Annotated in this window: 15 protein-coding genes; 8 read left to right on the forward strand and 7 right to left on the reverse strand. The window is 61.4% G+C overall.

Annotated features, from left to right (window positions below; all coding sequences use genetic code 11):
* The 3 genes from DLD99_RS23075 to nosR all read right to left on the reverse strand — a co-directional run bounded on the left by DLD99_RS23075 (position 1) and on the right by nosR (position 2525).
* Positions 1–639: a LysE family translocator gene (locus tag DLD99_RS23075; protein ID WP_114885270.1), complete on the reverse strand. Its 639-nt coding sequence runs from the start codon at positions 637–639 to the stop codon at positions 1–3.
* 23 nt (positions 640–662) lie between these two features.
* Complete coding sequence (locus tag DLD99_RS23080; RefSeq protein WP_114885272.1) at positions 663–1097, reverse strand: NUDIX hydrolase; 435 nt, start codon at positions 1095–1097, stop codon at positions 663–665.
* 72 nt (positions 1098–1169) lie between these two features.
* Positions 1170–2525: a response regulator c-di-GMP phosphodiesterase, NosR family gene (gene nosR, locus DLD99_RS23085; protein ID WP_114885274.1), complete on the reverse strand. Its 1356-nt coding sequence runs from the start codon at positions 2523–2525 to the stop codon at positions 1170–1172.
* Positions 2526–2773: 248 nt separating this feature from the next.
* Between nosR and DLD99_RS23090 the strand changes: the two genes are divergently transcribed.
* From DLD99_RS23090 to DLD99_RS23110, 5 genes are read left to right on the forward strand one after another with little or no spacing between them, the layout of a single operon-like run.
* Positions 2774–4648, forward strand: coding sequence for a putative bifunctional diguanylate cyclase/phosphodiesterase (locus DLD99_RS23090; RefSeq protein ID WP_114885276.1), 1875 nt, complete (start codon positions 2774–2776; stop codon positions 4646–4648).
* Positions 4645–6519, forward strand: a complete 1875-nt coding sequence (locus DLD99_RS23095; protein WP_114885278.1) for a putative bifunctional diguanylate cyclase/phosphodiesterase — start codon at positions 4645–4647, stop codon at positions 6517–6519. Before DLD99_RS23090 ends, DLD99_RS23095 begins: the two co-directional genes overlap by 4 nt.
* An 11-nt stretch (positions 6520–6530) precedes the next feature.
* Positions 6531–7484, forward strand: a complete 954-nt coding sequence (locus DLD99_RS23100; RefSeq protein ID WP_114886780.1) for a cytochrome-c peroxidase — start codon at positions 6531–6533, stop codon at positions 7482–7484.
* Positions 7484–9298, forward strand: a complete 1815-nt coding sequence (locus tag DLD99_RS23105) for a DAHL domain-containing protein (RefSeq protein WP_114886782.1) — start codon at positions 7484–7486, stop codon at positions 9296–9298. The genes DLD99_RS23100 and DLD99_RS23105 overlap by 1 nt, the downstream gene beginning before the upstream one ends.
* Positions 9295–10698, forward strand: a complete 1404-nt coding sequence (locus DLD99_RS23110; protein ID WP_114885280.1) for an ATP-binding protein — start codon at positions 9295–9297, stop codon at positions 10696–10698. Before DLD99_RS23105 ends, DLD99_RS23110 begins: the two co-directional genes overlap by 4 nt.
* A gap of 2 nt (positions 10699–10700) precedes the next feature.
* On the opposite strand, the gene DLD99_RS23115 is transcribed toward DLD99_RS23110, so the two are convergent.
* Positions 10701–12026: an APC family permease gene (locus tag DLD99_RS23115; RefSeq protein ID WP_114885282.1), complete on the reverse strand. Its 1326-nt coding sequence runs from the start codon at positions 12024–12026 to the stop codon at positions 10701–10703.
* 264 nt (positions 12027–12290) lie between these two features.
* Positions 12291–13112: a carbon-nitrogen hydrolase family protein gene (locus DLD99_RS23120; RefSeq protein ID WP_114885284.1), complete on the reverse strand. Its 822-nt coding sequence runs from the start codon at positions 13110–13112 to the stop codon at positions 12291–12293.
* 125 nt (positions 13113–13237) lie between these two features.
* On the opposite strand from DLD99_RS23120, the gene DLD99_RS23125 reads away from it, so the two are divergent.
* A complete protein-coding gene (locus DLD99_RS23125; RefSeq protein ID WP_114885286.1) occupies positions 13238–14038 on the forward strand; it encodes a helix-turn-helix transcriptional regulator in 801 nt (266 codons plus the stop codon).
* A 37-nt stretch (positions 14039–14075) separates the two neighbouring features.
* A complete protein-coding gene (locus DLD99_RS23130) occupies positions 14076–15695 on the forward strand; it encodes an FMN-binding glutamate synthase family protein (RefSeq protein WP_114885288.1) in 1620 nt (539 codons plus the stop codon).
* Positions 15696–15704: 9 nt separating this feature from the next.
* Here the strand turns inward: DLD99_RS23130 and DLD99_RS23135 are convergent, their stop codons facing one another.
* Positions 15705–17210: a glucosyltransferase domain-containing protein gene (locus tag DLD99_RS23135; RefSeq protein ID WP_114885290.1), complete on the reverse strand. Its 1506-nt coding sequence runs from the start codon at positions 17208–17210 to the stop codon at positions 15705–15707.
* 171 nt (positions 17211–17381) lie between these two features.
* Positions 17382–18800 carry an amino acid permease gene (locus DLD99_RS23140; protein ID WP_114885292.1) on the reverse strand — a complete coding sequence of 473 codons (1419 nt, stop codon included), beginning with the start codon at positions 18798–18800 and terminating at the stop codon, positions 17382–17384.
* A 496-nt stretch (positions 18801–19296) separates the two neighbouring features.
* On the opposite strand from DLD99_RS23140, the gene DLD99_RS23145 reads away from it, so the two are divergent.
* A complete protein-coding gene (locus tag DLD99_RS23145) occupies positions 19297–22440 on the forward strand; it encodes a transglycosylase domain-containing protein (RefSeq protein ID WP_114885293.1) in 3144 nt (1047 codons plus the stop codon).
* The last annotated feature ends 108 nt before the right edge of the window (positions 22441–22548 follow it).

Here is a 22548-nt window from a genome sequence, read left to right on the forward strand (position 1 = left end):
TCACGCGGTCCTGCGCTGCTCGAGCATCAGGCGCACCGCCAGGCCGCCGAGCACGAAGCCCATGAAATAACGCTGCGCCGCCAGCCATGACGGGTTGCTGGCGAACCACGAGGCGATTCCCGCCGCCGACAGGGCAATCAACAGGTTGACGCTGAAACTGACGCTGATCTGGGTCAGGCCGAGGATGATGCTCTGGCTGAACACCGAGCCGTGTTCCGGCGTGATGAACTGCGGAAACACCGAGAGGTAGAACACCGCGATCTTCGGGTTCAGGGCGCTGGTGAGAAAGCCCATGGTGATGAGTTTGCGCGACGAGTCCGCCGGCAATGCCTGCACTTCGAACGGCGAACGGGCACCGGGCTTCACCGCTTGCCAGGCCAGCCACAGCAGGTACAGCGCCCCGGCCCACTTCAACACTTCATAGGCCATCGGCACCGCGAGAAACACCGCCGTCAGACCGGCCGCCGCCGCAAACATGTGCACGAAGAACCCGGCCACCACGCCGAGCAGAGAGGTCACCCCGGCCTTGCGCCCCTGACAGATCGACCGCGAGATCAGGTAGATCATGTTCGGCCCCGGCGTCAGTACCATCAACAACGCAGCGGCGGCAAAAATCAGCAGGTCTTGAAGCGGGATCATGACGAAGTCCTTTGCACGAATGATCAGGCGATCGCGGTCAGCGAGGCTCGATAAAACGGCAGGATCAGGTCGCGTGTCAATGGGGCGAGAACCACATCGCCGTCAGTGGCCGGGTCGATCCAGATCACCTCTTCGATCTCGGCCGCCGGGAAGACTTCGGCGTCGATGGTCAGTTGAAAGATCTCGGCCTGCACGACGAATCCTGGCTCGTTGGCAGCCGGTGCCGAGAACTGGCCGAGAAAACTCGCCTGCGCCGGATCGATCACCAGCCCCAGCTCTTCCTCCAGCTCGCGGGCCAGCGCATGCACCGGCAGTTCATGGGCTTCGATCTTGCCGCCCGGTTGCATGAACGCCGTGGTGTCACGCTTGCGCACCAGCAGGGTCTGGCCTTCGGGGTTGAGCAGCAGCGCGGCGGCAATGCGAATGATGCGGGGGGAAACAGCGGATACAGAGGTCATGGGTCAGCCACCGGCCTGGAGAAAAACCGCAAGGATCCCATGCCGGCTGCACCAGCGTCACCTCGTACGGCCTCAAGAACCGGCCAGCAGCGCCGCTTCGCCCTCCTCCGGCACTTTCACGAACACCTTGTATTTGGCCCCCTCCATGGCTTCGAAACTGATCAGTTTGTCCACCAGCAGCGCACTCAGCACCTTGCCGGCATTGAGCAGCAACATGCCGTTATCGGCATTGAGGTTGCGCGCCAGGATCATCCCCGCCGCCAGCTCCCGGGTGCCCAGCACCTTGACGCTGGGATCGGTCAGGGTGATATCGCTGACCAGCGCGCAGACCTTGATGAAGTCCTCGATCAGCTCGGGATCGTAAAGCCTGCCGGAGTACTGGCGCAGGTACAGCAACGCCTCGTCGCTGTTCATCTGCCGCTCGAGAATCAACCCGCGCTGCAACTCGACGAAATCCACCGCCAGTTTCAACAGCCGCGAGCCCAAGGGAATGGCCTCACCCTTGAGCCGATCGGGAAACCCGCTGCCGTCCCAGTGTTCCTGATGGTGCAGGATCAGCCGCGCGGCATCCTTCATCGGGTCCAGGGTCATCAGCAGCGACTCGCTCTGTTTCGGATAACCCCGATAGCGGTCGCGGTCAGTGCTGTGCAACAGGTCCGAAGGGGTGGTCATCATGCTGTCGGTCCAGCTCAGCTTGCCGATGTTGTACAGCGCGGCGGCCATGGTCAGGTCGCGGCTGGCGGCTTCGTCCAGCCGATGCACCTTGCAGTAGCCGCGCACCAGTTCGATGATCTGCCGGTTGGTCTGCTTGGCCGGCGGCAGGCGCAGGTTGGCCAGCAGCGAGAACACTTCGGTGCCGGTCACATAGCTGTGCTTGAGCTCCTCGTAAGCCAGATCAAGCATGTCGGCGGTCTGCTGCAGCTCGGCGGTACGGGCGCTGACATGCTTTTCCAGGGTGCTGTTGAGCAACTTCAACTGATCGTTCTGCACCCGGGTCAGTCGCTCCAGACGCTCGCGCTCACGGGCCAGATGCTGATGTTCCAGGGCCTGACGCAGGATCAGGAGCATTTCCTCGTCATTCCAGGGTTTGCTGATGTAGCGGTCGATCTGGCCCTCGTTGATGGCCTTGATGATCGCCGAAGGGTCGGCATAGCCCGTCAACATGATCCGCGTGGTCGCCGGGTACAACTGACGAACGCTGGCCAGCAGCGTGGCGCCGTCCATATTGGGCATCCGCGCGTCACTCATCACCAGATCGACCGGACGTTGCGCCAGCATTTCCAGCGCCTGGGCACCGCTGCTGGCGAGCAACACCTCATAGGGCTGGCCCCGCAGCAGGCGGCGCAGGCTGTTGAGGATCGACTCTTCGTCATCGACCAGCAACACGGCAGGCCGATGGGCCGGAGTCGGGGCGGATTGCTCTTCCATGGCGAGGCCTCGCGAATGACGATGGACGTGGCAGGCGTGTCGACAGACCTCCTCCCTTGCCCGCGCCTGAGTGACAGGCTAGATGATTTTTGCGCCGGGACCGCGCAAGTCATCGGGTAAGGCGAAGTACCCACAGGGCAACTATGCTCAAGTCGCTGGACGACACCATCAGCCTGCGCGCAGGCCTGTGATGAGGGGAAAAGGATGCTCCCGATGACGATCGTGCGTGAACTTGCGGGTAGGGCGCCATGAGTGCGCCACCTGGCCCCATCAATCGCCGTGTGCTGATCGTCGACGATACGGCATCGATTCACGACGATTTCGCGAAAATCCTCAAGTCATCCGCGATTGAAGACAACAGTCTGGGCGAAACCGAAAGCCTGCTGTTCGGCACCCCGTCCGGCGCGTCTGCCACACAGAACGAAAATTTCGAACTGGACTCGGCCTTCCAGGGGCGCGAAGCGCTGGACAAGGTCGAAGCCGCGCTGGCCGCCGGTCGCCCTTACGCCATGGCCTTCATCGACATGCGCATGCCGCCGGGCTGGGACGGCCTGGAAACCATCGAGCGGCTCTGGCAGGTCGATCCCAAGCTGCAAGTGGCCCTGTGCACCGCTTATTCCGATTACTCCTGGGAAGAGATCGATCAGCGGTTGCCGCTGAATGATCGCCTGCTGATCCTGAAAAAGCCCTTCGATGCGATCGAAATCCGCCAGATGGCCAGCGCCCTGACGGTCAAATGGCAAATGACCGAAGACGCCGCGCTGAAGATGAATCAGCTGGAACAAAAAGTGACCCTGCTGGCCCGCACGGACGGCCTCACCGGGCTGGCCAACCGCGCCACGCTGATCGAGCGTCTGCATCAGGCCTTCGCTGCCGCACGCCGGGGAGCGGCGCCATTCTCGGTGTTTTACCTGGACCTGGATCACTTCAAACGGGTCAATGACACCCTCGGTCATCCGGTCGGCGACCTGCTTTTGCAGCAAGTGGCACAACGGATCAAGGCCGTGGTCCGGGAGAACGACGTGGTGGCGCGTCTGGGCGGCGATGAGTTCGCGATCCTGCAACTGGACGTCAGCGAACCGACACAGTCCGCCGCCATGGCCAGCAAAATCCTTGAAACACTGCAGGCGCCCTACCAACTGGGCGGCAACGCCGTGCGCATTTCGGCCAGCATCGGCATCAGCAGCTATGCGCCCGTCAGCTTCGATGCCGACAGCCTGCTGGGGCAGGCCGACATGGCGCTGTACCGCGCCAAGGAGTCCGGACGCGATCAGTTTCACTTCCACTCGGAGGACATCACTCGGGAGGTGGCCGAGCGCATGGTCCTTGCCGAGGAGTTGACGACAGCCCTCACCCAGGGAGGACTGAAGCTCGATTACATGCCGGAAGTGGACCTGCACAGCGGCAGGATTCTCGGCATGGCCGCGCAGGTCAGCTGGCAACATCCCAGGCTTGGCCTGCTGCCGGCATCAGCCTTCGTTCCGGCGGCGGAAAAGACCGGCGCAATCATTCCTCTCGGGCGCTGGATTCTGGATCAAGCCTGCTGGCAGATGCACCGGTGGCAAAACGACGGGGTGGCGCCTCCGGTGATGGCGATCAAGATTTCCCTGGCGCAGCTCAAGTCCGGCCCCGAACTCATCTACGACGTGTTGCGCACCACGGCGCGCTGGGAGCTGGCGCCATGGGACCTGCGCTTCGATGTCACCGAAGCCACCCTGGCCCAGACCCAATGGACCCACAATGATGCGTTGCCGCGCCTGCGCGAGCTGGGAGTGACCATCGCCATCGATGATTTCGGCACCGAATACTCATCGTTCGATTACCTGAAAACCTACCGGGTCAATCACCTCAAACTCGCCCAGTCCCTGATCGACAATGCGGCCCGGGATGAAGACGGCGCCAACCGGCTGCGGGCGATCGTCAATTTCGCCCGGGACCTGGCCATCGACATCAGCGCCGAGGGCGTCCGGCCGGACGCTCAAGGCGCCGCCCTCGTGCCCGGCGCACCGTTGAAAAACGTGCAGGGCTTTTGCCTGAGCGCGGCGGTCAGCCCGGAACAGGCCGCCCGACTGCTGAAGGACGCCAGCCCGGCCGCCCCGCTGCCCAGGGAGGATGAAGGATGAAAACGCCTTTTCCCCAGACCAACCGGCGCATTCTGATCGTCGACGATACGCCGGCGATCCATGCCGATTTCCGCAAGATCCTCGCCCCCGAGACGGCGGCTGAAGCGGATCTGAGCGGTCTCGAACAAACGCTGTTCGGCACCCGTCAGTCGCCGCACCTGACCTTTCAGCTCGATTCCGCCTATCAGGGCCAGGAAGCGTTGAAACTGGTGCAACACGCGCTGGACGAAGGTCGCCCTTATGCCCTCGCCTTCACCGACATGCGGATGCCGCCCGGTTGGGACGGCCTGGAGACCATCGAAAAACTGTGGGAGGTCGATCCGAACCTGCAAATCGCCTTGTGCACCGCCTACTCCGACTACAGCTGGGAAGCCATGGCCGAACGGCTGGAATTCGGCGATCAGTTGCTGATCCTGAAAAAGCCGTTCGACACCCTGGAAATCCGTCAGATGGCCAATGCCCTGACCTGGAAATGGCAACTGGCCCAGGACGCGGCGCTGAAGTTGCTCAGCCTTGAGCAGACCGTCGAAGCCCGGGTGCATGAGCTGCTCAAGGTCTCGCGCCTGTTGCAGTACGACAGCCTCACGGGCCTGCCCAACAGCACCTTGCTCGGTGACCGTCTGACTCAGTCACTGGCCGCTTGCCGGCGCCATGACAAACAACTGGTCGTGATGTTTCTCGGCCTGGATCGCTTCAAGCGCATCAACAATGCCCTGGGCCATCCGGCGGGCGACGAGATGCTCAAGCGGGTCGGCCAGCAACTGCTGGCCTGTTTGCGCGAATCGGACTCGGTGTTTCGCTACGGCTCCGACGAATTCGTGGTGATGCTCAGCGACATCAATCACCCGCAACAGACCCGCAGCATCGCCGAAAAGCTGCTGGCGGCCATCCGTGAGCCTCAGACAATTGTCGGTCATGACGTCAGTGTCACCGCCAGCGTGGGCATCAGCCTTTATCCGGACGATGGACTGGAGGCCATCGACCTGATCAAAAAAGCCGAGACGGCCATGCGCAATGCCAAGGAAAGCGGCCCGAACGAAATCGGTTTCTTCATCGAGGCCATGAACCAGCGCGCCCGGGAACAGCACGGTATCGAGTCGGGCATTCGCCTGGCTCTGCAACGGCACGAATTCGTCCTGCACTACCAGCCGAAAATCGATCTGGGCAGCGGCCGGGTGGTGGGCGCCGAGGCGCTGGTACGCTGGCAGAAACCGGGACATGGCTGGGTGTATCCATCGGAGTTCATCCCCGTGGCCGAAGACAGCGGCCTGATCGTGCCGCTGAGCAAATGGGTGCTGGGCGAGGCGTGCCGTCAGACACGGGACTGGCAAAAAGCCGGGTTGCCGCCAATCCGCATGTCGGTCAACACCTCGGCCATCGACTTTCGTCAGCGCCTGTTTGTCGAGGGCATCGAACAGGTGCTCAAAGAGACCGGGCTGGATCCAGCCCTGCTGGAACTGGAAATAACCGAAGGCGTACTGATGCAGAACGTCGATGCGACCATGAGCGCGTTGAACCGGCTCAAGGCCTTGGGCGTCAGGCTGGCCATCGATGATTTCGGCACCGGCTATTCCAGCCTGAGTTACCTGCGGCGGTTCCCCATCGATGTGCTGAAGATCGATCAGTCGTTCATTCGCGGCCTGAGCCATGACAGCAGCGATGCCGCGCTGGTCGGCGCGATCATCAGCCTGGGCAAGAGCCTGAACCTGAACGTCATCGCCGAAGGCGTGGAGACCGCACAACAACTGGCCTTTCTCAGGGCCCACGACTGCGAGGAGGGCCAGGGTTTCTACTTCAGCAAAGCCTTGCCGGCGGACGCCTTCGCCCACCTGCTGGTGGACGGGTTGCCTGGTCCCTGGAGCGTTGCATGAACACGCCGACGATGGGCCTGTCGCGCAGTGTTTTGTTCCTGATGCTTCTCGCGCCCTGGGCCAATAGCTTTGCCGCGCCGCTGGACGAGCCGCTGAAACCGCTACCCGACATTCCGAAACAGGATCCGAAACGCGTCGAGCTGGGCCGTCGGCTTTTTCAGGATCCACGGTTATCGGTCAACAACACCCTGTCCTGCGCCAGTTGCCATCAACTGGACAAGAACGGCGCTGACAGCCGGGCCCTTTCCCTGGGCTTCGATGGCCAGCCGGTGGCGGTCAATACCCCGACCGTGCTCAACGCCAGCCTCAATTTCCGCCAGTTCTGGGACGGTCGCGTGGAAACGCTGGAAGAGCAGACCAGCGGCGTCATCACCAGCCCCCACGAAATGGGCAGCGACTGGAACACTGTCGTGCAGCGGATTGCCGACGATTCCGGCTATCGCCAGTCTTTCAGTGCCGCCTACCCGGATGCCGTGACGCAAGCCAATATCCAGAACGCCCTGACGAGCTACGAACGCACGTTGCTGACACCCGGCTCTCGCTTCGATCAGTACCTGCTCGGCAACACCGAGATCCTGACCCTCGATGAGAAATACGGCTATCAGCGCTTCAAGGACTACGGCTGCATTGCCTGCCATCAGGGGGTAAACATCGGCGGCAACATGTACCAGAAGTTCGGAGTGTTCGGTGACTACATCGCCGATCGCGGCAACCCGACGGTGGCGGATCAGGGCCGGTTCAACGTCACCGGCGACGAAAACGACCGGGCCGTGTTCAAGGTGCCGAGCCTGCGCAACGTGGCCCTGACCGCGCCGTACTTCCACGACGGCTCGGCGCCCACCCTGGAACGGGCGGTGGATGTGATGTTCCAGTATCAGTTGGGGCGCATGCCGAGCGAGGAAGACAAGGCGCTGATCATCGAGTTTCTCAAGACCCTGACCGGACACTGGGAGGGTCAGTCATGATGACAACCGTCGCGGGGCGGCGCAGCCTGCTGTTGCTCAGCCTCCTGGCCGTATTGCTGGCCTCGGTCCTGGTGTTTCTGTACCTCAAGTCCAGTTCCGAGCAGACCACCACCTACACCGAATCCCGGGACCTGATCCGTCAGATCAAGCAACAGGATTCGCAGTGGGAAAGTGAAGTGCTCAAGGCCCGGGTGGCGATCACCCACAATTACGACCCGCTGGTCTCGCCGATGAACGAGATGAATCGCCTGTGGGCACGTTTCGAATCCATGGAATCCGGGCATGGACGCGACGAATCCAGGCAATGGGACCATGCCCACGAACGCTACCTGGACGCCATGCAGGAAAAGACCCGTCTGGTGGAGCAGTTCAAGTCGCACAACGCGCTGTTGCGCAACTCCCTGGCATTTCTGCCGAGCGCCGAGGATGACATTCAGGCGCAACTGGCCAATCTGTCCGACCTCGACAAGATTCAATTGCAGAACATCGTCACCGACACCTATGACCTGTTGCTCAGTGCACTCGAATTTGCCCAGGTCGCCTCCGACGACAAAGCGTCCGACATCGAGGTGGGTCTGAATAAACTGGCGGTGAACGCGCAACGCCTGCCGGCGAATTTTCAGACCCCGATCCGGATCCTGAGCAATCACATTGCGCTGATTCTGCGCGAGCAACCGATCGTCAATCGCCTGCTAGATCAGATCGAGGTCATTCCCGTGGCCGAGCGCCTGGACACCATCACCAACATGCTCGACCTGGATCAGCAACAGGCCGAACGAACCGACCAGAAATACCATTTCTACCTGCTGCTGTTTTCCGTCCTGCTGATGTTGTCGCTGCTGTGGCTGGCCATCCGCCTGATCCGCAGTTTTGCCGAAATCAACCGGGTCAATGCGGCCCTGCAAACGGCCAACGATGTGCTTGAACAACGGGTCGACGAGCGCACCCGCGAACTGAAGAACGTGCAGAGCGAATTGCTCGATGCCGCGCGACAGGCCGGCATGGCCGAAATCGCCACCAACGTGTTGCACAACGTCGGCAACGTGCTCAACAGCGTGAACATTTCCTCCGACCTGATCTCGCGAAAACTGCGCAGCAGCAAAGCCCTGGGGCTGGGCAAGGCGATGCAACTGATCAACGAACACCCAGACGACCTCGGGCCGTTTCTGACCGAGGACGCCAAAGGCAAGCTGCTGCCGGGCTACCTCAACCAACTGGTGGGCGCCATCGCCCAGGAACAGCAGGAAATGGCCGAGGAACTGGCGCAGATGAACAAGAGCGTCGATCACATCAAGGACATCGTCGCCACCCAGCAATCCTATGCCGGCGCCAACAGCCTGACCGAGCCGCTGTACATCAACGAACTGCTCGAAGACGCCCTGCGCATGAACGCCGGCGCGCTGACCCGGCATCACGTCACGGTGGTCAAGGATTACGGCGACGTGCCCCAAGTGATGGGCGACAAGCACCGTCTGCTGCTGATCCTGATCAATCTGATCAGCAACGCCAAGTACGCGATGTCCGACCTCAGCAACCGCCCGCGGACCATGACCCTGGGCGTGAAGATCGTCGATGAAGGCTTTCTGGAGATCAGCGTCCGGGACGATGGCGAGGGCATCGCCCCGGAAAACATGACGCGGATCTTTGCCCACGGCTTCACCACCCGCAAGGATGGCCACGGCTTTGGCCTGCACAGTTGCGCCCTCGCGGCCATCGAGATGAACGGCCATCTCACCGCCCACAGCGACGGGCCGGGGCTGGGTGCGCTGTTCACCTTGCAGATCCCGCTTGTCACCGTAACGGAGAACGCATGAGCGAACTGTCGAACCGCCGCATCCTGCTGATCGACGACATGCCGTCGATCCACGAAGACTTTCGCAAGATCCTCACCCCGAACCGGGCGCAGTCGGCGGAACTGGACGAGATGGAGGCGGCCCTGTTCGGCGCCCCCGCCAAGCCCCGGCGGGCGATGTTCGAACTGGACTCGGCCTATGGCGGCGAGGAAGGCCTGGCCAAACTCAACCTGGCTCTGCAGGAGCAATGCCCCTACGCCCTGGCCTTTGTCGACATGCGCATGCCCGACGGTTGGGACGGAGCGAAAACCATCGAGCAGTTGTGGCTGCAGGATCCGCAATTGCAGGTGGTGGTCTGCACCGCGTATTCCGATTATTCCTGGGATGAACTGCTGGATCGCCTGCACGCCCATGACCGCTTGCTGATCCTGAAAAAGCCCTTCGACAACATCGAAGTCCAGCAGATGGCCAACACCCTGCTGACCAAATGGCAGATGACCGAGCGCGCTTCATTGCAGATGCATCACCTGGAACATCTGGTGGACCAGCGCACGGCCCAGTTCAAACAGGCCAGCGAAGCCTTGCAGCGGGAAATCGACGAACGCAAGCAACTGGAAGGCCAGTTGGTGCAGTCGGAAAAACTCGCTTCGCTGGGGCAACTGGCCGCCGGGGTCGCCCACGAAATCAACAACCCGATCGGCTTCATTTCCTCCAACCTCGGCACCCTCGACGGTTACTTCCAGCAACTGCTGGCCATGCTCGGCGCCTACCACTCAGCGGGGCAGGCCCTGGCTGCCGAGCCGGCTGCGCAGTTGCAACAAATGCGCGAGCACTTGGAAGTGGATTTTTTGCTGGAAGACATTCCGGTGCTGATCCGCGAATCCAAGGAAGGCATCGGCCGGGTCGGGCAGATCGTCAAGGACCTCAAGGACTTTTCCCGGGTCGACACCCAGCAGCAATGGCAGTGGGCGAACCTGCAGCAGGGCATCGAGTCGACCCTGAACATCGTCGCCAGCGAGCTCAAGTACAAGGCCGATGTGGTCAAGGAATATCAGGACCTTCCGGAGATCGAGTGCCTGCCCTCGCAGATCAATCAGGTCATCATGAACCTGGTGATCAACGCTGCGCAGGCCATGGGTGCCGAGCGCGGCACCATCACCCTGCGCACTGCGGTGCAGGGCGAGTCGGCGATCATCGAAGTGGCCGACACCGGCTCGGGCATTGCCCCCGAGACCCTGCAGAAAATCTTCGACCCGTTTTTCACCACCAAACCCGTAGGCCAGGGGACAGGGCTGGGCCTGTCCCTGTCCTATGGCATCGTGAAGAAACACGGCGGGGATATTTCAGTCAGCAGCACGTTGGGCGCCGGCACCACGTTTCGCGTGCAACTGCCATTGCGCCAGACCCGGCCTGCGGCCTGAGCTCAGGTCGCTTCCTGGAAATCCATTTCCGGTGGCTGGCGACGGAAACCGCCGGTCAGCACCGCCAGATACACCACGCCAATCGCCAGCCAGCTCAGGCCCAGATACACCGCCAGGTGATCGAGGCTGACCATCAGCCACAAGTCCGCCACCAGGCCGATGAACGGGAACACCAGAAACAGCAGCAGCTCGCGCAGGCCTTTTTTCTCGCCACCGATCCAGTAGTGAAAAATCACTGACAGGTTGACCAGGCTGAAGGCCAGGAACGCGCCGAAGTTAATGAACGAGGTCGAGGTGGTCACGTCGAGTTTCAGCGCGAGCAATGCCACCACGGCGCAGAGCAGGATGCTGTTGACCGGCGTACCGAAGCGCTCGTGCAAGGTGCCGAAAAATGACTTCGGCAACACGCCGTCACGGCCCATCGCAAACAGCAGCCGCGAACCGCTGGCCTGGGCGGACAGACCCGAAGCGAACTGACCGACAATCAGGCCGATGAGGAAGATCGAGACGAACAGATCGCCGCCGATGTTGCGCGCAATCTCGTAGGCCGCCGAGTCGACGTTGTCGAACTGGAACGACGGATGCGCGACCTGCACGAAGTACGACACGCCGACGAAGATCAGCCCGCCGATCAAGGTAATCAGCATGATTGCCCGAGGGATGGTGCGACGTGCATCGCGGGTTTCTTCGGTGAGGGTGCTGACTGCATCGAAACCGAGGAACGAGTAGCAGGCGATGGCCGCGCCGCTCATGATCAGCGGCATCTGCATGTCGCCGTTGAAGAACGGCTTGATCGACCACAGCGGCGTGCTGGCATCGCCGCCGACGTAATGCACGCACAGGGCGACGAAGGCGATCAGTACCAGAAACTGCACCAGCATTAGCAAGGCGTTGATGCCGTTGGCCAGTTTCAGGCCGATGATGTTGATCGCGCTGGTGATGCCGATGAACGCCAGCACCCAGATCCACTGCGGGATCGACGGGAAGGCCGAAGCGAGGTACGCGGCACCGATCAGCCAGATCGCCATCGGCAGAAACAGATAATCGAGCAGCACCGCCCAACCGGCGATGAAACCGAGTTTCGGGCTGATGGCCTTGCGCACATAGCTGTAGGCCGAGCCGGCCACCGGAAATGCAGCAGCCATGCGGCCATAACTCATGGCGGTGAAGAACATCGCCACCAGCGCCGCCAGATACGCGGCGGGCACCATGCCGGCGGTGGATTGGGCGAGGATGCCGAACGTGCCGAGGACAATGATCGGCGTCATGTAGGCGATGCCGAACAGCACCACCGACCCCAGCGAAAGGGTGCGTTGCAAACGAGCCATGGGCGACTTACTCCGGATTTTATTGGATTTATGGCAGAGGCCGAGTTCGGCGAGTGTTTTGGGTGTTGCTTGTTTTTTTGTTCGACTGGAGATCCTTACCCCCTCACCCCAACCCTCTCCCCCAAGGGGGCGAGGGGGAAAGGGAGCAGATCGGGGGCTTTTCAAAACCTGAGTTCGACTTGATTCCTCAGGTCGATGTACTTCGAATGAACACCTCGGTCAGTCCCCTCTCCCTCTGGGAGAGGGTTAGGGTGAGGGCAGCGGTCAACGGGCAGGAATCAAAAGCTCCCGAACACCGCCATCCCGCTCCACCACCTCCCCCGGCAACCTCAACCGCTGATCATCCAGATACCGATAATCCTTGCGCGCCAGCGCCAGCTGACCGAAATCCAGTTCAACGCTGAACCGCCCTTCCTCACGCCCGGCCTCGAACAGCACCGTGCCCAGCGGATCCACCAGCGCACTGCCGCCGGCGAACATCAACCCGTCATCCCCGGCTTCCACGCGGTTGACCATCAGCGCAAACGCCTGGTTTTCCTGGGCCCGTGCCATGATCGCGGTGCGGTGAGTCGGCCCGTACGGGTCCATGTTGCCGTTGGTGACGATCAGCAATTCAGCCCCCAGTTGCGCCAGAGCACGGGCGGACTCCGGGAACTCGATGTCGTAGCAGATCAGCAGACCGACCCGCACGCCGTTCCACAGGCACGTGGCGTAACGGTCACCGGCCTCGAACACACCGCGATCCGAGGCCCAGAGATGGGTCTTGCGGTATTTCAGGGCGATGCCTTCGGGGGTGATCAGCAGCGTGGTGTTGTAGAAGCGGCCGTTGTCGTTCTCGGCCATGCCGATCACCACGGCGACGTTGCGTTCGCGGGCAGCGGCCTGCACCGCGCTGACGGTCGGCCCATCCAGCGGCTCGGCGATCTGCGCCACGGTGTCGACGGTCGGGAAGCCCATCAGGTGGGTCTCGGGGAACACGATCAGTTGCGTGTCGGCGGGGCACGCAGCAATCGCCGCCAGGGCGCGTTCAAGGTTGTACGCCGTGTCTTTGTCACGGCCCGCCAGTTGGGCGAGTTCGACTTTCATGGGGAGTCCTTGTTATGAGCGCCGGGCGCCGAAAGATTGCCCGGCGGCTGTCTGTGGGCCAGTATGCTCGGCATTCGACCGGCCAGGGAATTACGCGGCCGGGGTAACCCGATAGGGGTAGAGGCATGACTGTTTCGTTTGACGACATCACCTGGCACCGCGCCGTCGGGCAGTTGATCGACGCCCTCGACAAGCCGAATTTCTGGGCGCAACTGGTGCGCCTGCTCGACCAGTACGTGCCGTTCGATAGCTGGGTGGCGCTGCTGTTCAGCGCCGACCGTCACCCGCAGGTGTTCGCCGAATGTCCGGGGGAAGATGGCAGTCCCGACCAGTTGTTCCAGGATTACCTGCGCGGTCTGTACATGCTCGACCCGTTCTACATCGCCTGCCGCGAGCAATCGCGCACCGGGTTGTACCGCCTGTCGGAGGTCGCGCCGGAGCATTTCGAGCTGACCGAGTATTACCAGCGATACTTTCGTCTGAATGTGGTGGCCGACGAAATCCAGTTCAATTGCCAGCTCGAAGGCGACCGCACGCTGTGCCTGTCACTGGGCAGCAAGCAGCGCTTCAGTGGCGAGCAGATTGCCCTGCTGTCGCTGATCCAGCCGTGGGTGCTCGGCCTGTTGCGCCAGCGCCTGCCCTACGAAATCAATGAAATCGTCGCCCTCGCCCCGTCGCCGGCGCAACCGGACTGGCGGGTGCAGCTCGAAGCGTCGGTGCAGCAACTCAAGGGCGCGCAACTGACCGCCCGGGAACTGGATGTCGGGCGTTTGATGCTCAGCGGTTGCTCCAGTAAAGAAATCGCCCGTAAGCTGGAAATCTCTGTTGAAACCGTGAAAGTCCATAAGAAACACATGTACAGCAAGCTGGGGATCAAATCCCAGTCGGAGCTGTTTTCGATCTTCCTGCAGGCGCAGAACGCCTGACTGCCGCAAAAAAATCTGTCCGAACCAAGGAAACCGTATGAGCCTGTCACTCCTGAGCCGCTACGCCTTCTTTGCCGTCTGCGTGATTTTCACCCTCGCCAGCCTGCCCTTTCTCGACCATGACTGGCTGTGGCCGATCACTGCCGTCACCGGGGTGCTGAGCCTGCTCGGTCTGTTTGACCTGATGCAGAGCCCCCACGCGGTGCGCCGCAACTACCCGATCCTGGGCAACATCCGTTATCTGGTCGAGGGGATTCGCCCGGAAATCCGCCAGTACCTGCTGGAATCCGACAGCGACGCCCTGCCCTTCTCCCGCGCCCAGCGTTCGCTGGTGTATTCGCGGGCCAAGAATGAAAGCGCCGACAAACCGTTCGGCACCCTGATCGACGTGTATCAGTCCGGTTTCGAGTTCATCGGCCACTCGATGCGCCCGGCGCCGCTGAGCGATCCGAACAGTTTTCGCGTGACCGTTGGCGGCCCGCAATGCACCCAGCCGTATTCGGCGTCGGTGTTCAACATCTCGGCCATGAGTTTTGGCTCCCTCAGCGCCAACGCGATCCGCGCGCTGAACCAGGGTGCGAAGCTCGGCAACTTCGCCCACGACACCGGCGAAGGCAGCATCAGCCCCTATCACCGCGAACACGGCGGCGACCTGACCTGGGAGCTGGGCAGCGGTTACTTCGGCTGCCGCACCAGCGACGGCCGTTTCGACCCGGAACGTTTCGCCGCCCAGGCGCAGACCCCGCAGGTGCGGATGATCGAAATCAAGATGAGCCAGGGTGCCAAACCCGGCCACGGCGGGATTCTGCCTAAGCACAAGGTGACCCAGGAAATCGCCGACACCCGCGGCATCCTGATGGGCGAAGACTGCATCTCGCCGTCCCGCCACAGCGCGTTTTCCACACCGATCGAGATGATGCATTTCATCCAGCAACTGCGTGAACTGTCCGGCGGCAAACCGGTGGGCTTCAAGTTCTGCCTCGGCCATCCGTGGGAGTTCATGGGCATCGCCAAGGCCATGCTGGAAACCGGCATCCTCCCGGACTTCATCGTGGTCGACGGCAAGGAAGGCGGCACCGGCGCCGCACCCGTGGAGTTCACCGACCACATCGGCGTGCCGATGCGCGAAGGCCTGCTGTTCGTCCACAACACCCTGGTGGGCCTGAATCTGCGGGACAAGATCAAGCTCGGCGCCAGCGGCAAGATCGTCAGCGCCTTCGACATCGCCAGTGTGCTGGCCATCGGCGCCGACTGGGCCAACTCGGCGCGCGGTTTCATGTTCGCCATCGGCTGCATCCAGTCGCAAAGCTGCCACACCAACAAATGCCCGACCGGCGTCGCCACCCAGGACAACCTGCGCCAGCGTGCGCTGGTGGTGCCGGACAAGGCCCAGCGGGTCTACAACTTCCATCGCAACACGTTGAAGGCGCTGGCGGAAATGCTCGCGGCCGCCGGCCTCGATCATCCGTCGCAACTGTCGGCCAAGCACCTGGTACGGCGCATGTCGGCCACCGAGATCAAACTGTTCTCGCAGCTGCACGTGTTCCTGAAACCGGGGGAACTGCTCACCGGGGAAGTGAACGGCGAGTTCTATTCGCGGATGTGGCAGATGGCGCGGGCGGACAGTTTTGAGCCGCAGGACATCGCAGCTGCCTAGCGGCAAGACTCACCAACTCAAGAGCCGACCATGGGGCGGCTCTTTCATGACGATGAAACCGTAATCGCCGATCAGGTAGATGCGGTAATAGAGGCTGTCCACCAACGCGGGAAAACCCTGATAGCCGACGCGCGTGGCGTTGCGCCGTTCGCGTTCGGCGACCACGTTGGTGATGCCTGCCGAGGGCAGATTTTCCGCGAGCATGAAGTAATCGATGTTCAGCAGATAGCGCAGTACCGGCAACTGTTTGAACGTACCCGTCGCACTCGCCAGCCAGCGGTCGGAGTAAGTGACCGACATATAAATCCGCTTGGCGTCGCGCAGTTCGCGATGTGAGGAAATGTCGTGACTGAGGCTGTAGAGAGCGCTGCTGGCGAAGGTTTTTTCCATCGTCAGCACCCGCCCGTAGGCGAAGGACAGCGACAACGTTGCCAGAAGAGGAATCGCCAACAACAGGGGCAGCCGCGAGTGCAGCGACGTCAATCCGGTACAGGCCAGATAGAACAGCAACATCAACAGCACGCCGAATCCCATCAAGGTGCGTGCGCCTTCGTTGAAGTCGCGAAACAGCAGTGTCATCCCCGGCACCAGCAATACAATCAGCGGCAAGGTCAGCAGGCAGCCAAAACTCAGGAGCAGGCCCTTTACGGGTGGTTCCTGGCGCAGGCGAATTTGCCGTCCCATTCGCACACCACCGAATAAAGCACACATCAGCAACACGACGAACACTGCCGTGTAGCCACTGTGAAACAGCAACGCCACCTTCTCCATGACCCGGCCAGAATTGATGCTGATCTGCAACAGTGGGTCAGCACTGAAGTCGAGCAGTTCGGTACGTGTGGAATCCGTGAACGGATAGGCCGTGATCGCGTAGATCGACACGCCCAGCACCAGTTGCGCCAGCTTCCAGCCCGCCAGTTGCCAGAGCTCTGCCCAGGGCATGCGCCGATGAACAGTCCTCAGTAACTCCACACAACACAGCCCGAGAAACACATTGAGGCTGATCTGATACAGCCCGATCGCCAGCGCCAGCAACACCGAAGGCACCAGCCATCGCTGTATCCGGGAAGTGCCGCCAAACGTGATCGCGTAAATCACCGCCACCAGACTCAGGGCCATCCCGGCCCCGTCGTATTGATAGGACAGGTTCTGCAACAGGAACGGGTTATACCAGAGCGGCAACGGCACCAGACAACAGGCAAGCGTGGGCTCTGGGAAATAGTGAAAGGTCAGTCGGGTCAGGGCCAATGACATGGCCAGCGTGGCGAGCAACAGCGGCAAGGGAAAGATGTTCGGCGCAGCGCCCGTGAACGTCAGCGCTTTATACAGCCAGTCCATGAACAGGCGCCCCTGCCCGGCCCAGACATTGCCGGCAGCCAGAGTGCGCCAGTTGTCGTCGATGTAGGGGAAGTCGGCGAGGAGCAGCGGCAGGATGTACAGCATCGTGGCGAACAGGAAAAACAGCACGACCTGACGGCGGCCGAGTTCTCGTACGAGAAAATCGCTCATCCTCATTTCAGTGCCTCTGTTCACCGTTGTGCTGATTTCGACAGTGATAAAGCTTGGAACATGGCACGAAGTCAGAGGTCGTTTTTTACGCTGGTTTCAGACAAGCGGCCTCAATCTCCCGGCCACAAAAAAGCCCCGGCCAATCGACCGGGGCTTTCAGGTTTCAGCAATGGCGATTTACGACGCCGAACGCACCGCGCCTTGCGACGCATCGGTCGGTTGCAGCTTGAACACGTAGAACAGAACGGTCAGCAGCACCAGGAACGCCGGGCCGACATACAGCGCCACGCGGGTATCCGGGAAGTACGCCATCAGGCCCACCACCAGCACCAGGAACGCCAGCGCCAGATAGGAGCTGACCGGGAAAAGCCACATCTTGTACTTCAGGCCGGCGCGTTCGCTGGCGCTCAGGCCTTTGCGGAATTTCAGCTGGGCCAGCAGGATCATCACCCAGGTCCAGATCGCGCCAAAGGTCGCAATCGAAGTCACCCAGACGAAGACTTTTTCCGGCACCAGATAATTCAGCAGTACGCCCAGCAGCAGGGCGAAGATCGACAGCAGCAGCGCCCGACGCGGCACGCCGTTGGAGGTCTTGGCGAAAGCGGCAGGCGCCTGGCCGTTCTGCGCCAGGCTGTAGAGCATGCGCCCGGTGCTGAAGATGCCGCCGTTGCACGACGACAGCGCGGCGGTGATCACCACGAAGTTGATGATGCCGGCGGCAGTCTTGATGCCCAGACGCTCGAAGGTCATCACGAACGGGCTGCCCTGAGTGCCGATTTCATTCCACGGGTAGATCGACAGGATCACGAACAGTGCGCCGACGTAGAACAGCAGAATCCGCCAGAACACCGAGCCGATGGCACCGGGAATGGTCTTCTGCGGGTTCTTCGCTTCACCGGCGGTCAGGCCGATCATCTCCACGCCCAGATAAGCGAACATCACCATCTGCAGCGACATCAACACGCCCATCACACCGTTGGGCATGAAGCCGCCATGAGTCCACAGATTGGAAATCCCCAGCGCCACACCGTCGTTGCCGAAACCGAAGGCGATGATGCCGATGCCGCCGAGCACCATAGCAATGATGGTGACAATCTTGATCAGGGCGAACCAGAACTCGAATTCACCGAAAGCCTTCACCGCGATCAGGTTGATCGAACCCATGCTGACCAGCGCCGCCAGCGCCCAGATCCAGCGCGGTACATCGGGGAACCAGATGCCCATGTACACCGCCACCGCGGTGATTTCCGCGACGCAGGTCACCAGCCACAGGAACCAGTAGTTCCAGCCGGTGAGAAACCCCGCCAACGGGCCGAGATAATCCTGCGCGTAACGGCTGAAGGAACCGGCCACCGGGTTGTGCACCGCCATCTCGCCGAGGGCGCGCATGATCACCAGGATCGCCAGACCGCCGATAATGTAGGACAGCATGATCGCCGGGCCGGCCATTTCGATGGCCTTGGCCGAACCGAGAAACAGACCGACACCGATACAGGCGCCGAGCGCCATCAGACGGATATGCCGTTCGCCGAGTTCGCGTTTGAGTGGACCGCCGTTCGCGGTCTCGCCATGGGGCGGGTGATTGCCGACTGGCATGGGGGACTTCCTCGTCTTGTTATTGGATAGACCACCGAGTGTCGAAGCGTCGGCCGATAAGCCCTGGCTTCCCGACACCGCATCGACCTCGTGGGTGGACGCGCCCTCCAGGTCCGGGCCTGAGGGTCAGCGGGGCTGGCAGTATAAAAAGCTTCCAGCAGGATATTTCACTCTAAAAGACGCGATATTCAGCGACAAAATTCGCCAACCATCGAACTTTCGAGATAAACACTCCTGAAAAAACCGGATTATTCACTGCCGAAATGGGCGCCGAGTATTGCACAGCAATGGTGCAGCGTCATGCCCCTACCCAAGTCGTATTTACCCGCCAACCGCTCTGATCCGCGCTTTTTCGAGACCTGCACACACGTTGCTGCCGGATTGCCCACTGCGCAGATTTGTTCAGGGTCGAAGCTTCACAATTTTTTCACCCGCGCCAACCACCGACTAAGCTTCAGTCAAGTCCGATCAATCTGCGTGAATGGATCAATCGACTATGGGCGCTTTGTGGCAAACCGATTCGAGTGAAAAAGTGGTTCCGACTGAACGTGTGGATGAAGCGCCTGTCCCTGAGAAACCCCGTCGTAACCGGCATGGGTGGAAGGCTTTCTGGCTATTGCTGGTGATCATTGCGATTGTGGTGGGCCTGGCCGCGATGAAGGAAATGCGCACCTCGCGTTTTCAATCCCGCGAGGTCAGCCAGTACGCCGCCAAATTGACCTATGAACTGCAACCGGGCCCCAGCGAAGCCATTCGTTATCCGGGCAACGGGCCGTTCGATCTGCGTCTGGGTTACAGCTCGCTGGACGAGTTTTTGCCACGACTGCTCAAGCGCAATTACGTGATCACCGAACAGACGCGCTTCTCGCCAGCGCTGCTCGGCTATACCGACAAGGGCCTGTTCGTGCCCTACTCCGAAAAAATCCAGGCCGGGCTGTCGATCACCGATTGCCGCGCCGCGCCGCTGTATCAGTACAACTATCCGCAACAGCTGTATTCGAGTTTCGAGTCGATCCCGCCGGTGGTGGTCAACAGCCTGCTGTTCATCGAAAACCGTTTCCTGCTGGATCCCAAACAGCCGCTGGCCAACCCGGCGGTGGACTGGCCGCGCTTCGGCATGGCCGCGTGGTCGCAGGTTGCCAAGTTGCTGCACTTGCCGGGACAGTCGGCCGGCGGCAGCACCTTGGCCACGCAACTGGAAAAGTATCGCCACTCACCTGATGGGCTGACCGTCAACGGTGCCGAGAAAATCCGCCAGATGATTTCCGCCAGCGTGCGCGCCTATCAGGCTGGCCCGGACACCTTGCCGGCGCGGCGCAACATCATTCGTGACTACCTCAACAGCGTGCCGCTGTCGGCAGTGCCGGGGCATGGTGAAGTCCACGGCATGGCCGAAGGTTTACGCGTCTGGTACGGCGCCGATTTCAATGAAGCCAATAAAAAGCTCGCCAGTACCGCGACCGATCCGCAGACCCTGGCCGACAAGGGCCTGGCCCTGCGGGAAATGCTCTCGCTGATGATCGCCCAGCGCCGTCCTTCCCATTACCTGACCAAGGGCCGGGAAGAACTGGCCGACCTCACCGACAGCCATCTGCGGCTGCTCAAGCAGAACGGCGTGATCGACAACGCACTGGCCGATGCGGCCCTGGCCAGCAAGGTTACCTATCGCGACTGGCAGACCCAGCCGACGATCCAGCCGATCGAAACCAACAAAGGCATCAGCGTCGCCCGCAGCCGTCTGGCCTCGATGCTCAATCGTCCGCTGTACGACCTCGACCGCCTCGACCTCTCGGCCACCAGCACCCTGCAAGGCGAGCTGCAAACCCAGGCCACCGCCTACCTGAAGAAACTCGCCGACCCGGCCTACGCCGCCGAAATCGGCCTGCTCGGTGAACGCCTGCTGACGCCCACCAGTACCACACAAGTACGTTACAGCTTCACCCTGTTCGAGCTGACACCGGACGGTTCGCGGGTGCGGGTGCAGACCGACAGCACCGACCAGCCGTTCGACATCAACGAAGGCAGCAAACTGGAACTGGGCTCCACGGCGAAGATGCGGGTGCTGACCACCTACCTGCAAATCATCTCCGAACTGCACGACAAATACGGCGCCATGAGCGTGCCGGAACTGAAGAAAGTCGACGTACCGGATCAGGATCGCCTGACCCAGTGGGTGATCGATTACCTGATCCAGAACAAGGATCACGACCTGTCGAAGATGCTCGGCGCAGCCCTCGACCGCAAATATTCCGCCAGCCCCGGCGAGGCGTTTTTCACCGGTGGCGGCCTGCACGTGTTCCACAACTTTCGCAAGGAAGACAACGGCCGCATGCCGACCCTGCGCGATGCCCTGCGCGAGTCGATCAACCTGCCGTTCATTCGCCTGATGCGCGACCTGGTGCGCTACACCACCTACTCCGGCCCCAACAACAGCGCCGAGCTGCTCAAGGATGATCGCGACCCGCGGCGTCAGGAGTACCTCGCTTCGTTCGCCGACCGCGAAGGCACTTCGTTCTTGCTCAAGTTCTGGAAGAAGTACAAGAACAAGGACACCCAGGCCCGCCTCGACACCTTCCTCGACAGCATGCGCCCGACGCCGATCCGCATGGCCGCCGTGCATCGCTACCTGCTACCCAACGCCAGTCAGGAAGACTTCAACAGCTTTGTCCGCTCGCATCTGAAGGGCGTGAAAATCACCGAGAAACTCACCGACGAACGCCTCGAACGGCTTTATCTGGCCTACGGCCCCGGCACCTACGATTTGCCGGATCAGGGCTTCATTGCCAAGGTGCACCCGCTGGACCTGTGGCTGATCGGCTACCTGCTCAACCACCCGGACGCGACCTGGGGCCAGATCGTCAAGGCCAGCCAGTTCGAACGTCAGGAAGTCTACAGCTGGCTGTTCAAGAGCAAGCACAAGGGCGCCCGGGACAGTCGGATCCGCACCATGCTGGAGATCGAAGCCTTCCTCGACATCCATCAGCGCTGGCAGAAGGTCGGTTACCCGTTCGATCACCTGGTGCCGTCGCTGGCCACCGCCATCGGCAGCTCCGGCGACCGCCCCGCCGCGCTGGCCGAGTTGATCGGCACCATCCTCAATGACGGTGTGCGCATGCCGACCCTGCGCATCGACAGCCTGCATTTTGCCGCCGGCACGCCTTACGAGACGAAACTGGTCAACGACCCTCACGTCGGCAAACGGGTGATGCCGTCGGAAGTCGCCACTGCCATGCGCGAGGCACTGTCGCAAGTGGTGGACTCGGGAACCGCCAAACGTGTTTCCGGCAGTTTCAAACTGAACGATGGCACACCGCTGACCATGGGCGGAAAAACCGGTACGGGCGACAACCGCATCGAGGCCATCGGTTCCGGCGGGCGCATTTTGAGTTCCAAGTCGATCAACCGCACGGCGACCTTCGTGTTCTACATCGGCGACCACCATTTCGGCACGCTCACCGCGTTCGTTCCGGGACGCTCGGCGGAAAACTTCAAATTCACCTCGGCCCTGCCGGTGCAGGTGCTCAAGGGCATGGCGCCGATCCTGATGCCGTATCTGCAACCGGGCAGCGATTCGCAGTGCCGACCACCGCAGGCTCCCCAAGTGGCTCTGATGAACCTGCCAACGCGTAACGCTGATTGAAGTGGTGGAGGCAATAACTAATTATTTTATGCATTCCAATATTCAATCTTTCACCTGCCTGGTTCGCACTCCAGAAACAGGCTTTTGAACTAATCCTCTGCACACTTG

It is taken from the genome of Pseudomonas kribbensis, from assembly GCF_003352185.1.
Lineage (GTDB): Bacteria > Pseudomonadota > Gammaproteobacteria > Pseudomonadales > Pseudomonadaceae > Aquipseudomonas > Aquipseudomonas kribbensis.

Excerpts from the sequence above, each read along its gene's own strand:
- DLD99_RS23075 (WP_114885270.1), bottom strand. The coding sequence starts at position 639 with ATGATCCCGCTTCAAGACCTGCTGATTTTTGCCGCCGCTGCGTTGTTG.
- DLD99_RS23080 (WP_114885272.1), bottom strand. The coding sequence starts at position 1,097 with ATGACCTCTGTATCCGCTGTTTCCCCCCGCATCATTCGCATTGCCGCC.
- nosR (WP_114885274.1), bottom strand. The coding sequence starts at position 2,525 with ATGGAAGAGCAATCCGCCCCGACTCCGGCCCATCGGCCTGCCGTGTTG.
- DLD99_RS23090 (WP_114885276.1), top strand. The coding sequence starts at position 2,774 with ATGAGTGCGCCACCTGGCCCCATCAATCGCCGTGTGCTGATCGTCGAC.
- DLD99_RS23095 (WP_114885278.1), top strand. The coding sequence starts at position 4,645 with ATGAAAACGCCTTTTCCCCAGACCAACCGGCGCATTCTGATCGTCGAC.
- DLD99_RS23100 (WP_114886780.1), top strand. The coding sequence starts at position 6,531 with ATGGGCCTGTCGCGCAGTGTTTTGTTCCTGATGCTTCTCGCGCCCTGG.
- DLD99_RS23105 (WP_114886782.1), top strand. The coding sequence starts at position 7,484 with ATGACAACCGTCGCGGGGCGGCGCAGCCTGCTGTTGCTCAGCCTCCTG.
- DLD99_RS23110 (WP_114885280.1), top strand. The coding sequence starts at position 9,295 with ATGAGCGAACTGTCGAACCGCCGCATCCTGCTGATCGACGACATGCCG.
- DLD99_RS23115 (WP_114885282.1), bottom strand. The coding sequence starts at position 12,026 with ATGGCTCGTTTGCAACGCACCCTTTCGCTGGGGTCGGTGGTGCTGTTC.
- DLD99_RS23120 (WP_114885284.1), bottom strand. The coding sequence starts at position 13,112 with ATGAAAGTCGAACTCGCCCAACTGGCGGGCCGTGACAAAGACACGGCG.
- DLD99_RS23125 (WP_114885286.1), top strand. The coding sequence starts at position 13,238 with ATGACTGTTTCGTTTGACGACATCACCTGGCACCGCGCCGTCGGGCAG.
- DLD99_RS23130 (WP_114885288.1), top strand. The coding sequence starts at position 14,076 with ATGAGCCTGTCACTCCTGAGCCGCTACGCCTTCTTTGCCGTCTGCGTG.
- DLD99_RS23135 (WP_114885290.1), bottom strand. The coding sequence starts at position 17,210 with ATGAGGATGAGCGATTTTCTCGTACGAGAACTCGGCCGCCGTCAGGTC.
- DLD99_RS23140 (WP_114885292.1), bottom strand. The coding sequence starts at position 18,800 with ATGCCAGTCGGCAATCACCCGCCCCATGGCGAGACCGCGAACGGCGGT.
- DLD99_RS23145 (WP_114885293.1), top strand. The coding sequence starts at position 19,297 with ATGGGCGCTTTGTGGCAAACCGATTCGAGTGAAAAAGTGGTTCCGACT.